Consider the following 13609-nt stretch of genomic DNA (forward strand, 5'->3'; position numbering starts at 1 on the left):
GCAGCACCACTTAGATTTTTTTTAACTTCTGACTTACTGAGACTTGGGCGAAATCTTTGATTTTCCGGCGTTCCCCTCCAACATGGGGGAATAAGGACAAGCGATTTTAAACAGGATGGAATCGGGAAAGTCCCTTTTTAATGAGGTTGGGGGATGTGCAGGGCTTTAGTCCGATCGCAGTTAGCAAAGCCAGGGAGTGATTCTTTTTAGGAAAGCTTCTTGTTATTTCTCAAAAGTTACGATGGCAGGCAAGATTGCACATCCTTCTTATGACTCACCTGAGTGGGTGAGTTGGAAGGATTTTCCCTTGGAGTCGGCGGATTCAGCGAAGGTTGGGGAGTCACGCACTCCGGCGATCGCACTTTTTTCCTTGGCTAGTTGCTCGGTTAACCACTCTATCTCTGACGCCAGCACTGACTTGCAGCGATCGCGAGAGGCGAATTGATAGTCATCGGTTAGTGGATATTCGCTCTTGAGGCTTTCGATGTAGTCTTGCCTGGTGTAACAGGCTCGCAAGCGGTGTTCCAATAGCTTCAGCCGTTCTGCGGGTTCTAAGTCGCCAAAAAAGAAAAACTTGATTTGGAACCGGGAACCACTGTTAACCCAGCTTTCTTGAGGGTGTTCGAGCATTTTTTGCCGCCAGAGTTCGCGCCCTTTGGCGGTAATTCCGTATATTTTGCGCGGACAGCCCGCATCTCCGGCTTCTTCGGCAATTACCGAAATCTCCCCTCGCTCTTCCAAGCGCTTCAGCAGCGGGTAAATCGCTCCGTAGTTGACGCTGATGCAACTGCTCATAAACAGCTCCAGTTTTTGCTTTAGCCGATAGCCGTGCAGGGGTTGCAACTGTAGCAGTCCAAGTGCTGATAATTCAAGCATTTATATCAATTTGATATTATAGTCTGGATTATATCACTATATCGGACTCAAGGGCGATCGGGTAAATAGCTAGTTTCCCAAAAAAATGAAAATTAAATACACATTAAATAATATTTGTCAATCCCCTTAATATATATTGTTTTAGGATCGAGAAAGGGCGATCGCTCGATCGGAAAAATTGGGTCTAAAACCCGAAATTAACGTCCTGTAATCACTTGAAATAGCCACCCAAAAAGCATCACGCTCAAGAAAATTACACCTCCGACAATTAACATTAAACCCAACAGCAAAGCCGCCACAAATAACCAGTCGGCTTTTTTCCCAGGTTCAGGGGAACCTAAATGAGCGTCCAGCAATTCTATATTCTTGACATTAGCTTTCCAAGTAACATCTAACAAGTCTCCGGCTACCGGTACAGTACCGGCAACTGTATCAAATACGATGTTAGTGGCCATTTTGACTAAAGTCTCTTGTGGCACTCCCATTTGAGCGGATTTGAAGACAACATATCCTGCAAAAATTGAACTGATTAAATCGCCGCCGCCCGGTATAAGTCCCAGTATCGGATCGAGTCCGATGCGGTATTTTGTGCCGGGAATCGGAATTGCATTGTCGAGTAAATGGCTGATGCGGCGGAGTCGGCGCAAGGATGCAACATGAGATGGGCTGGGAGTATTTGGGGAGGAATTTTGTATAGGAGAACGTGACATTTAATGGCTCTCGATTGCGATATTACTGCTAGTTTATGATATTTACTGAAGCATATTTTAGTTTTGTCTCTATGCCTCAAGCAAGATTTTTAGTAATTTTAGTCGATCGGCTTTGGTTTGTTTTTGAACGAACAGAAACCCGGTTTCTGTTCAAAACCGGGTTTCTTGCTTCTAGCTGGGGGCTTTTAGTTTAGCCTTTTTTATTTGTTGCCTTCAGTGAAGTCGGCGTCAATCACGTCGTCGCCGCCGCCAGTGGGGCCGCCGTCTCCATAGCCACCAGGACCACCAGGGCCACCAGGGCCGTCAGTTGGGCCGCCTGCTTGCTGGTACAGGTTGCTGCTGACAGCGTAGAATGCTTGCTGCAACTCTGTTGTCAAGGTTTTGATGCGATCGTCATCTTCACTCTCGATCGCGGATCGCAAGTCTTTAAGCAACCCTTCAATCTTAGTTTTGTCATCAGCGGGAACTTTATCGCCCAATTCTGCCAACTGCTTCTCGATTTGATAGGCTTGAGAATCAGCTTGGTTTTTGCGATCGATTCTTTCGCGACGTTCCTTGTCAGCAGAAGCATTCGATTCAGCTTCCCTCACCATGCGCTCGACTTCATTGCTGGGCAAAGTAGAAGCACCAGTAATGCTAATCGATTGCTCCTTACCAGTACCTTTATCCTTAGCAGCTACATTCAAAATACCGTTAGCATCGATATCGAAAGTAACTTCAATTTGAGGTACGCCACGAGGTGCCGGTGGAACTCCATCTAAGCGGAAGGTTCCCAAATCCTTGTTATCATTCGCCATTTCCCGTTCGCCTTGCAAAACGTGAATTTCCACGTTTGTTTGGCCGTCTACAGCAGTCGAGAAAGTTTCCGACTTCTTAGTAGGAATAGTGGTGTTGCGGGGAATGATTTTGGTCATCACGCCGCCCAAGGTTTCGACGCCGAGAGACAGCGGAGTAACGTCGAGCAACAGAATGTCTTTGACTTCGCCGGAGAGTACGCCGGCTTGAATTGCTGCACCGACTGCGACCACTTCGTCCGGGTTTACCGTTTGGTTGGGGTCTTTGCCAAGGAGTTTTTTGACCAGTTCTTGCACCGCAGGAATGCGCGTCGAACCACCAACTAAGACGACTTCATTAATTGCAGATTTGTCTAATTTGGCGTCGCGGATCGCATTTTCTACGGGGATGCGAGAGCGATCGATCAAATCCGAGCACAGTTCTTCAAACTTGCCCCGCGTCAAAGTCGTGTCCAAGTGTTTTGGCCCGTCTTGAGTCGCGGTAATAAACGGCAGGTTGATTTCTGCTTGGGTAACGCTCGAAAGCTCAATCTTGGCTTTTTCGGCTGCTTCCGTCAGGCGTTGCAGTGCTTGTTTGTCTTTGCGAAGGTCAATTCCTTCGGCTCTTTGGAATTCGTTAGCGATGTAATCGACGATTTTTTTGTCGAAGTCGTCACCGCCGAGGTGAGTGTCTCCAGAAGTTGCTAACACTTCAAACACGCCGTCGCCTACTTCGAGAATAGATACGTCGAAAGTACCGCCACCTAAGTCAAATACGAGGATGGTTTCGTTGCTCTTTTTATCTAACCCGTAAGCTAAAGCTGCTGCTGTAGGTTCGTTAATAATCCGCAGCACTTCTATACCGGCAATTTTTCCTGCGTCTTTCGTAGCTTGGCGCTGGGAGTCGTTGAAGTAAGCGGGAACAGTAATTACCGCTTGGGTAACAGTTTCGCCGAGGTATTTGCTGGCGTCTTCTACGAGTTTGCGGAGAACTTGTGCAGAAATTTCTTCTGGGGCAAATTGCTTGCCGCGGGCGGGACAGTCTAGTTTGAGGCTGTTGCCGACTTTGAGAACTTTGTAGGAAACTTCAGTGGTTTCGTGGGTTACTTCATCAACCCGACGCCCGATAAACCGTTTTACTGAGTAAAAGGTGTTTTCGGCGTTCATCACGGCTTGACGCTTGGCGATTTGTCCGACAAGTTGATCGCCATTTTTAGCATACGCTACTACGGAAGGTGTGGTGCGACCCCCTTCGGCGTTGGCTATGACGGTGGGTTTGCCGCCTTCCATAACTGCGACGCAGGAGTTTGTCGTACCTAAGTCAATTCCAACTACTTTTCCCATAGGGGTGTTCCGGCTCCAATCTCTACAAAATTTTGGTGTTTTATCTGTGCGATAGTCTGGTTATTCAGGACTGCGATTTTACCTCGCGGTTTACGGGTAGTGAGTCCTGCTTTAATACAGTCTTCGATAGGGTGCTTATCTCTATACTGCGGGCGGTAGACCTTGCGATGAAGGGGTATTTACCGAACCTGTTGGGGGACGGTTGCATCCGTGAGGCTTGCACCGCTACAGTTGTTGACTGCTTTTCTTTACTCTTCCCAATGTACGGTGTGCGATCGATTCGGGTATTGTGGCAAACCGTATACGTTGTGTTGTATTTGCCGTCTTTGTGGTATAAATTTTTTTTGGTTGGTAGGGGCGATCGGTCGATCGGCTGGAAAATAAAAGTAAAATTTATCAGTTAGAGTCATGTTAAGTAGCGGTTGGAGGGGAGGGATTCACAGTTGCTGCCTGTTTGATTGTGTTCATCAGCATAAAAAGTGAAAAGGCTGTTTCCTGGCCTTCTAAGAAGCCAAACTTCTGGTAAAACTCTTTTGCATTCTCGTCTATGGCATCAACTCTGACACCGTAAACTCCTACTATTCTAGATACATCTAGTGAGCTAGCAAGGGCGTGAAATAATAGTTGTTTCCCCAGTCCTCTACCCTGCATTGAGCGATCGACCGCAAGTTTAGCAATCAGTATAGCTGGAATCGGATATCTAGGCAGCCTTTGGCGCAGGTCGGCTGGCAAGTCTTGGCGTTCAAGTACACCTGCACAGCAAGAATAATAGCCAACTATCTGAGTGCCTCCAGGCGAAAAAGCAACAAAAGTTTTGGCAATCCCATCTAGATCGTTTTTCTGAGCGTACTGTTTGAAGTACCTATCTAATTCTGGATTTCCAGAATTAAATGGGTCTTTTTTGAGACTGCTTGTACTGCGTCCTATTCTATCTATCGGACAAATAATAAAGTCCACAATTTATTCTTTGTTTGAGTTGCGATAGTCTTGAAATAGTTTTATCAGAGCTTCATTAGGGGGAGGCGGATCTAACATCATGTCTAACAAAAAATCCCAGTCGCGCTCGGACAGCTTCAAAACTGGGTTGCCCAAGGCTGCTGGGCCGTTGATCGTAGCATCTGCTTCGGCAATGAATTCGTCGAGGACAAATAGGTAAGCCCACCAAGAGAGTCTGGTTTCGGTACTGGTTTCGGTTTTGACGAGCGATCGCATTTTGCTATTTCTCCCGCTACTAAGATTGCTTTCCTACTACTATTTTAACTCAAAAAGCCCAGCACATGGTATGGTGCGTCAGAGCCAAAAAACATTGTGAACTCCCAATAATCAATTCCTGACGCACCCTACAACTTTAGTTTCTATTTTTGACCGATCAGCAGAGCTGCAGGAAAGTAACTCAGAGCTTCACCAATTGCCAACGTACCGTTACTTTCTACCGCCTGATTTGTAATTGCATCTTTCCAAACCGACGGCATTTGCTCGGATAATTTCAAATTAGTATCTTTCCAGACTTGTTTGCCGATCGGCATTTCTTCCGGTTTGACAATTCCAGTCAAAAACCGGGGAGCAATGACAATAACGGTAGTCTCTCCAAAGCTTCTGGCAAAGGCAACAACATTATCTTTAAACGTGCCAACTGCTTCCAGGGGCACATAGTCACCTGATTGAAAAACTTGCAAGTATTTTTTTCTCGCTTCTAGCGCTCTTGCCGTCAAAAACAACTTAATTCTCGCGTCTTCTCGCGTCGCAATCAAATCTTCAACCAGTTGCAAAATATCCGTCTGAGCTTGCTCTTTTATTTCCCGCAAAACCTCGATTCTGCGCTCAAAATCAACGGGACGGCGGTTATCGGGATCGACGTGACTTAAATCCCAGAATTCCGTCCCTTGATAAATGTCGGGAACGCCCGGAGCCGTGATTTTCAGCAGCGTTTGAGATAAAGAATTGAAAATTCCGTAATTAGCTACTTTTTTACAGAAAGGTGTAAATTTGTTGAGAAACTGATTTTGTTCCGAAGGTTCGAGAACGCTATCGACAAAGGTCATAAAACCAGCTTCGTAGTCGTTATCCGGTCTCAGCCAAGCCGTATAAACTTTTGCTTCGCGGACTGCTTTAATGACATAATCTTTCAGGCGATCGACATAATCAGTGTTTTCAATTCCCTCAAAGGGAAAACTGCCTAGCAGAGTTTGGTACAGGAAGTATTCGTCATTAGTATCTGGAACCATTCGATTCACAAAGTTGACTTTCTTAGAAGAGTTTACTTCTCTCCAAGACCTGACTTGCTGTTCCCATTCATCGGGAATTTCTGACAAAACGTTTATTCTGGCTCGCACATCTTCGCCGCGTTTGGTATCGTGGGTAGCTGTAGCATTCATTTTGTGCGGCCAAGCGACTTGCTGCTGTTGGTTGAACTCGTGAAAATCTACCAGCGACACGCCGAACTGACTGGGATTTCCTCCCACTTCGTTGAGTGATAAAAGCCGATAGTAGACGTATAAAAGCGTGTCTTCCACGCCTTTTGCCATTAATGGGCCTGTCAACTGCTGGAGTTTCATTACAAAGTGCCGGCGCTGCTCTTTTTGTTCTGGTGTTAGAGTTTCTTCTTCTTCGAGCAACAGCACCGTTTCGATAAATTTAAGTTCCTTGAGGAGTCGCGGTACTTGTTCTTTGGCATGGGCGATCGCATATTTTACGTAAGTGCGATCGGACTCTCTCAAACCGTCTTGATTGATGTAAGTTCGGTAGACTGGAAAAATTGTCAAAACAGCCGCCAATGCTTTTTCCAAACCGGGACGAGTAAAGTCATTTCCCTGTCTCGATTGACCGGAGATATTCTTCAAAAGTTGAGCTAGATTGTCTACATCTCCCGCCAAGTTTTTCTCAACAATCAGCCCTTTTTTATCTAAAAACAACTGTTCGTAGGGAACGGTCAAGCGAGTAAATCTCTGATATATTTCGCTAAATTGCTGTTCGCGATCGCACCGACAGAAAACGCCGTTTACGTAATTCAAAAAGTCGTAGCCGCTAGTTCCCTCAATCGGCCAATATGACGGCAAATCTTCTTCGTGTTCCAGAATCTTTTCAACAGTAATATAAGTGTCTCCCACTTTCTCCCGGAGCCGTTTCAAATATTCTGTGGGATCGTACAGTCCGTCGATGTGGTCGATTCTCAATCCGGTAAACTTTTCCTCATCAACCATGTCGAATATCAGAGCATGGTTTTTGTGAAAAACTTTAATCTCTTCAACTTTTACCGAAATAAGTTCGTTGACCGTAAAAAACCTTCGGTAGTTAATTTCTTCGGCCCCCACTTTCCAGAAAGCCAGACGGTAAAACTGCTCGGAAAGCAAATCGTCTAGCAAATTAAAGCTTTCGGGATTTCCCTTTTCTCCGTTAAAAACTTTGATATTTTCATCGATGAATTCCTGTACAAGGGGATTTTGATTGTAGAGTTCCCACAGGAGTCCTTTGACAAAAGCTATCTGATCGTATCTGGTTTTACCTTTAGTTTCTGAAGGTGTATTTTTAATCAAATAAAGAATTCCTAAAAACTTGATAAAATCTGGATGGCGTCTGCCTAATTCTCTGGCTAAATGCCCCAAATTATGACTGATAAATTTAGCATAAGATTCAATTCTTACTGGCAATTGTAAGCTATAATAATTGATAGTCAGCCCAATTTCGCTGTATTTGAGTTGAATCTCGCCATTTTCCAGACACTCTCCATAAAAATTGCCCAGCAGTGGAGCCAGCACTCGACCCCTGAGATGTTCGTAAGCGTGATTCCATTCAATATCAAAGTAATCAAAATAGTCGGAATCTGGCCCGTGTTCCAATACGTCTAACAGCAGCAAATTTTGAGTGTCGTAAGCCATGTGATTCGGAACAATATCTTGCAGCCATCCCATGTTCCGTTTCTTGATTTCGTATGTGAGGCCTTCAAAATTTTCGGATGTTCCCAAATCGGGATTGAGCTGATTTGAGTCAACGACATCGTATCCGTGAGAGCTGCCTTTTCTGGCTTTAAATATTGGTGAAGCGTAAACGTCGGTAATTCCTAAATCTTCCAGATAGCTAAGGATTTGTTTTGCGGATTCAAAGTTAAAACCTGCATGAAATTGAATCCGATAAGTTGTTGTGGGAATTCTCATCATGTTAATTTTACTCCTGCTTGTTTAGGGTTTTCTTTTTTAAGAATATATGAGGCAGAGCCTCCTGAACTGCATTCCCAGGCTATGCCTGGGAATGAGAGAGGCTCTGCCTCCCGTTTCTTGTTCCTAGGCTCTGCCTAGGAACGCCTGTATTTGAGGCTCTGCCTCGACTTTTAATTATTCTAATTCGTAGAGTGCGAAACTCTGCGGTTTAACGGTCAATTTTTGATCTGAAGTTATCTTTTCAGGCAAGCTAGAACCTGAACCCATCCATTTTTCATCAGCAGAGTCTAAAATTTTGTGACCGTTGCCCTGGGGAAGTGCAGCCGTAAAAGCTACCTCTTGCCTGTTGAAGTTTAGAATGCAGAATATCTGGCTGTCATCTGTCCAACGACGTAGAAATAAGATTTTTTCCGCTTCAATGCTGGACACTTCTAGACTGTTTTTGTCGAGTTTTTTAAGGGCTGGTATTGTCCGCCGCAGGTGAATCAAATGTTGGTGCCATTCCCAAAGGATTTTGTGTTTGCCTTGGGTTTGTTTTTCCCAGTTTAACTTACACTTATCGAAAGTCTCAGGACTCTGGGGGTCTTGAAACTCGCCTCGGCCTTCAAAGATTTTAAATTCTTGTTGTTTGTCTTTGCGGATAGCTTCAATTAAGTTTTCGTCCGAGTGGGAAACGAAGTAAAAAAACGGTGCTTCTTCCCCGTATTCTTCTCCCATAAAAAAGAAGGGAATGTAGGGAGAAATTAAGACTGTGCCGGCTGCAAGTTTCAATCCTTCAAAGTCAACTATTTTGGATAGTCTGTCTCCCAAAATGCGGTTGCCGATTTGGTCGTGGGTTTGGGCAAACACCAAAAATTTATGACCCGGTTCATCCTTAACAGAATTGCCGTGTCTCCGCTTTCTGTGGGGGGCGTACTGGCCGGAGTAAACAAAGCTTTCTTTGAAGGCTTTTTCTAAGTGTTCGCACTTGCCGTAATCTTGGTAGTATCGGTCGTCTTCTCCGGTGAGCAAGGCGTGCAGTGCGTGGTGGAAATCATCGCACCATTGGGCGTCTAGTCCGAAGCCACCGAGTTCTTTGGGACGTACAGTGCGGACATCATTTAAGTCACTTTCGGCTATTAAGTAAAGTTTCCGTCCTAGTTCTTGGGAAATATCGGCTGTGGCATCGGATAGTTCTTGTAAAAAAGGTCTTGCACCTACTTCAAATATTGCTTGAATGGCATCTAATCTCAGGGCATCGATGTGATAGTCTCGAAACCAGTAGAGGGCGTTTTCAATAAAGTAGTTACGCACACCGTCGCTGTAGGCGTCGTCGAAGTTGAGGGGGTCTCCCCAAATTGAGCCGTATTTGGATGTAAAGTAGGGGCCGAAGTCCCTGAGATAGTTTCCTTCGGGGCCGAGGTGGTTGTACACTACATCGAGAATTACTGAAATGCCGTGTTCGTGGCAGGCGTTGACGAGTGTTTTGAAGCCTTCGGGGCCGCCGTAGGAGTTTTGAACTGCGTAGGGATATACGCCGTCATATCCCCAGTTTCGATCGCCAGGAAATTGGGCTACTGGCATTATTTCGATGGCGTTGATTCCCAATTCTTTAAGTTGTTTTAGCTGGGGAATTATTGCTTCAAATGTTCCGGCTTGGGTGAATGTGCCGACGTGCAGTTCGTAAATAATCATTTCGGCTAGCGGCACGCCTTGCCAATTTTTGTCAGTCCAATTAAAGATATTTTCATCTATTACTTGCGACGGAGCGTGCACGCCTTGGGGTTGATATTTTGAGGCTGGGTCTGGTCGGTCTATTTTTCCTTCGAGTTGGTAGGTATAAAGGGTTCCTGGTTCGATGTCTGTAGCTGTGGTTTGCCAATAACCTTCTGCGGATTGTTGCAGGGGTATCAGGCGTTTGTTTGGGGAAACAATTTGGACTGCGATTTGTTTGAGGGTGGGCGCCCAAACGGTAAATTCACATTGGTTATTGCCGAGGTAATTTGCTCCTATCTTCACTTTGAGCTGTTCTCCTTATAAAATAGGTTGGTAGTTCGATCGCCCGACGCGCTATCAAATGCTTGCCCTTAACGTTCAGCGCCTGTTTAGACGGTAATATTACTTAATATAACAAACAACTAACTTTAGACAGAGGCATCAAAGGGGAAAATTGGGTAAGGGGCAAAAGTAGCGGTTGGTGAGGCCGAAATTACAGCAGGAATCGGCACGGGGGCGATCGCCAAATTAACGGCCTGGAATCGTTAATATTTCTGGTTGATATCATGTCGAAAATCTACCTAAAGGTAGGTCAAAAATCAGCGCGAGTGTATTTTTTATGGTTATGGCTTTTGGACGGGAAATCTGCTGCAATCTCGACTCGGCGGAGTCTCGCGAGTGGTTGGTGACAAACGGGATCGGCGGTTACGCTAGCGGGACGATCGCAAATCTCCTCACCCGCCGCTATCACGGCTTGCTGGTAGCCGCCCTCAAACCCCCGCTGGGACGCACTTTGATGCTCGCCAAGCTGGACGAGACGGCTGTGTATCACGATCGCGCCTATCCGCTTTATACAAACCGCTGGGCCGACGCGACGATGGAACCCCACGGCTACAAATACATCGAAAGCTTTCACCTCGAAGGCACGACGCCTGTTTGGAGGTTTGCTCTCGCCGACGCTATCCTGGAAAAGCGGATTTGGATGCAGCAAGGTGCTAACACAACATATATTCAATACCGCTTGCACCGCGCCTCACAACCGATCGCCCTCGCTGTCAAAGCCCTAGTCAACTACCGCGACTACCACCACACTACGAACGTCGGCGACTGGCAGATGAGCCTACAAACCTTGGAAAGCGGGGTTTGCGTAACTGCATTTCCCAAGTCTGCACCCCTGTACCTGCTGACGGATGCCGAACCAGAGGCCCAATTTCGAGTTTCTACGCCTTTATACAATTGGCATTACGGATTTGACCTAGCAGCCGAAAAGCGCCGCGGATTGGACTACTGCGAGGATCACTTGCACGCGGCGACTTTTCACATGACGATCGCACCGGGAAGTTCTCTCACATTGATAGCGAGCACCGAGAAAAATACCGAACTCAACGGCGGTACAGCTTTAGAATCGCGCCGCACTTATGAGGGAGAAGTGCTGGAAAAATGGTCAAAAGCGAGCAAATCTCCCGACTGGATAAATCGCTTAGTGCTAGCCGCCGACCAATTCATCGTCAGCCGCCCGGTAGCAGAGGAACCGGAGGGGAAAACCATCGTCGCCGGATATCCCTGGTTTAGCGACTGGGGGCGCGATACGATGATTAGCTTGCCCGGTCTCACAATCTGTACCGGGCGATCGGAGATTGCGCGATCGATTTTGCGGACATTTGCGCGGTATGTCGATCGGGGAATGCTGCCGAACCGCTTTCCCGATGCCGGCGGCGCACCGGAATACAACACCGCAGACGCGACTCTGTGGTACTTTGAGGCAATTCGCGCTTATATCGATGCCACGGGGGACGACGAACTTTTGAGCGAACTCTGGCCTACTTTATGTGAGATTGTTGATTGGCACATACAGGGAACTCGGTATAACATCCGCCTCGATGCCGATGACGGTTTAATCTACGCGGGCGAAACCGGCGTGCAACTGACTTGGATGGATGCGAAAATCGGCGATTGGGTGGTGACGCCTCGGATTGGTAAGCCGATCGAACTCAGCGCGCTTTGGTACAATGCTATACAAGCTATGGCAAGTTTTGCTCGAAAACTGGGCAAGCCTCACAATGAATACCAGCAATTGGGCGATCGAACAGCCGCCGGATTCCCTCGTTTCTGGAACGCCTCAACCGGTTACTGTTACGACGTTCTCGACGGCCCCGACGGACACGATAGTTCGCTGCGGCCCAACCAAATATTCGCCGTATCCTTGCCCCTATTAACTGGGTATCCGCCTCCGAACTCTTTATCCGCAAGGGGACTGCGGGCAAAGGAAACCCACCGCTATACACCGTTACTGACACCCATCCAGCAGCGCGGCGTGGTGGACGCCTGCGCCCAGCAACTTCTCACTTCTGTCGGCCTCCGCAGCCTCTCGCCGCAGCACCCGCAGTATCGCGGCGCATACGGAGGCGACCAATTGCAGCGCGACAGCGCCTACCACCAGGGCACAGTTTGGGGCTGGCTGATTGGCCCGTTTGTCTTGGCGCACTTGCACGTATACAAAGACCCAGCACAAGCTCGCGAATTTTTCGCACCGATGGCACATCATATAAGGGCCGCCGGAGTTGGCAGTCTGGGCGAAATTTTTGAGGGCGACGCCCCCCACTCGCCGCGAGGCTGCACGGCTCAAGCTTGGACAGTGGCTGAGGTGCTGCGGGCTTGGTTGGCAATTAATACTGTGGGTGTTTAAATGGGGAATGTTATCTTTGGGTGAAAAAGAGATTTATGGCATTATTATTAGCGGGCGATATTGGCGGAACTAAGACTATTTTGCGCTTAGTGGAAAGGACTGTTAACGGTGAAATGAACGCTCTTTATGAGTTTCGCTATCCGAGCGGCGAGTTTCCCGATTTAGTACCGATGGTGCAGCAGTTTTTGACGGAAGCTGGTATGAAATTGGATTTTGCGCCATTGCCTGAAAAAGCTTGTTTTGCGATCGCAGGCCCGGTGGTTAATAACACTGCAAAACTGACTAATTTGCCTTGGAGGCTAGATGCGAAGCGTCTGGAACAAGAATTAGGAATATCCCGCGTCAGTTTAATTAATGATTTTGTTGCGGTTGGCTACGGCGTGTGGGGTTTGGATGCTAAAGATTTGCACATTTTGCAAGTCGGAAAACCCCGCCAACACGATCCAATTGCTGTTATTGGTGCGGGGACTGGTTTGGGAAATTGTTTTGGAATTCCCGAAGCAAATGGCATCAGGGTTTTTTCTTCGGAAGGGGGACACGGGGACTTTGCTCCTCGTTCCGAGTTGGAGTTTGAATTGCTGAAATATTTGTTAGCAAAACACGACATTCAAAGAATATCGATCGAGCGTGTAGTTTCGGGACAAGGGATTGTTTCAATTTACCAGTTTTTGCGGGACAGAAAGTTTGCTCCTGAATCGTCGGAGGTAGGGGAAGTTATCAAAAAATGGGAGTCAGAGGTCGGGAAAACTGAAAAGACTGTCGATCCGGGTGCTACAATTGCACAGGCGGCACTCAAAAAGTGCGATCGGCTTTCGGAACAAACAATGCAAATGTTTGTAGAAGCTTACGGTGCGGTGGCCGGAAATCTTGCTGTGACACTGTTACCTTACGGCGGTTTGTACGTAGCTGGCGGCATCGCTGCTAAAATTTTGCCGCTGATTCTAGAAGGGGGTTTTATGCGAGCTTTTACGCACAAAGGCCGGATGGATTCGCTGTTAGAAATGATGCCAGTTCGTCTTGTATTGAATCCCAATGTAGGGTTAATTGGTGCGGCTGTTTGTGCGGCCGGTCTTTAGGATAATTTTAAATAGTTTGGGGCGGGCAAGATGCCCACCCCACAAGAATTGTTGTGGCACAGGCATCTTGCCTGTGAAATCCTTGTGGCACAGGCATCTTGCCTGTGAAAATAGTTTGGGCGGGCTCTTCGGCCCACCCCACAAGAATTTTTGTGGCACAGGCATCTTGCCTGTGCAAATAGTTTGGGCGGGCTCTTCGGCCCACCCCACAAGAATTGTTGTGGCACAGGCATCTTGCCTGTGAAAATAGTTTGGGCGGGCTCTTCGGCCCACCCCACAAGAATTTTTGTGGCAC

Annotated in this window: 11 protein-coding genes; 2 read left to right on the forward strand and 9 right to left on the reverse strand. The window is 47.2% G+C overall.

The annotated features are described in order from the left end of the window. Positions 1 to 267 precede the first annotated feature (267 nt). From QUB16_RS24900 to treZ, 8 genes are all read right to left on the reverse strand, one after another. Complete coding sequence (locus QUB16_RS24900; protein WP_333320268.1) at positions 268 to 876, reverse strand: PadR family transcriptional regulator; 609 nt, start codon at positions 874 to 876, stop codon at positions 268 to 270. Between the two features lie 197 nt (positions 877 to 1073). Then, a complete protein-coding gene (locus QUB16_RS24905; RefSeq protein ID WP_333320269.1) occupies positions 1074 to 1586 on the reverse strand; it encodes a DUF4112 domain-containing protein in 513 nt (170 codons plus the stop codon). 200 nt (positions 1587 to 1786) lie between these two features. Continuing rightward, a complete protein-coding gene (gene dnaK, locus QUB16_RS24910; protein ID WP_333320271.1) occupies positions 1787 to 3703 on the reverse strand; it encodes a molecular chaperone DnaK in 1917 nt (638 codons plus the stop codon). Positions 3704 to 3951: 248 nt separating this feature from the next. Next, positions 3952 to 4113 carry a hypothetical protein gene (locus tag QUB16_RS24915; protein WP_333320273.1) on the reverse strand — a complete coding sequence of 54 codons (162 nt, stop codon included), beginning with the start codon at positions 4111 to 4113 and terminating at the stop codon, positions 3952 to 3954. A 1-nt stretch (position 4114) separates the two neighbouring features. After that, complete coding sequence (locus QUB16_RS24920) at positions 4115 to 4660, reverse strand: GNAT family N-acetyltransferase (RefSeq protein ID WP_333320275.1); 546 nt, start codon at positions 4658 to 4660, stop codon at positions 4115 to 4117. Between the two features lie 3 nt (positions 4661 to 4663). Next, entirely contained in the window at positions 4664 to 4915 is a 252-nt protein-coding gene (locus tag QUB16_RS24925; RefSeq protein ID WP_333320277.1) for a type II toxin -antitoxin system TacA 1-like antitoxin, read from the reverse strand. A 143-nt stretch (positions 4916 to 5058) separates the two neighbouring features. Then, positions 5059 to 7854, reverse strand: coding sequence for a malto-oligosyltrehalose synthase (gene treY / locus QUB16_RS24930; RefSeq protein ID WP_333320286.1), 2796 nt, complete (start codon positions 7852 to 7854; stop codon positions 5059 to 5061). Positions 7855 to 8031: 177 nt separating this feature from the next. Further along, the gene (treZ, locus tag QUB16_RS24935) at positions 8032 to 9855 is read right to left on the reverse strand and encodes a malto-oligosyltrehalose trehalohydrolase (protein ID WP_333320279.1); all 1824 of its coding nucleotides are present in this window, start codon (positions 9853 to 9855) and stop codon (positions 8032 to 8034) included. Between the two features lie 316 nt (positions 9856 to 10171). Here treZ and QUB16_RS24940 point away from each other — a divergent pair, with 316 nt between their 5' ends. Continuing rightward, on the forward strand, positions 10172 to 12238 hold the full coding sequence (locus tag QUB16_RS24940; protein ID WP_333320281.1) for an amylo-alpha-1,6-glucosidase: 2067 nt from the start codon (positions 10172 to 10174) through the stop codon (positions 12236 to 12238). A 35-nt stretch (positions 12239 to 12273) separates the two neighbouring features. After that, positions 12274 to 13314, forward strand: coding sequence for a glucokinase (locus QUB16_RS24945; protein ID WP_333320282.1), 1041 nt, complete (start codon positions 12274 to 12276; stop codon positions 13312 to 13314). A 7-nt stretch (positions 13315 to 13321) separates the two neighbouring features. Here QUB16_RS24945 and QUB16_RS24950 read toward each other — a convergent pair. Then, a partial coding sequence (locus tag QUB16_RS24950; protein WP_333320284.1) for a hypothetical protein occupies positions 13322 to 13609 on the reverse strand: 288 nt, incomplete at its 5' end.

Origin of the sequence: Microcoleus sp. D3_18a_C4 (genome assembly GCF_036702415.1) — a bacterium.
Lineage (GTDB): Bacteria > Cyanobacteriota > Cyanobacteriia > Cyanobacteriales > Microcoleaceae > Microcoleus.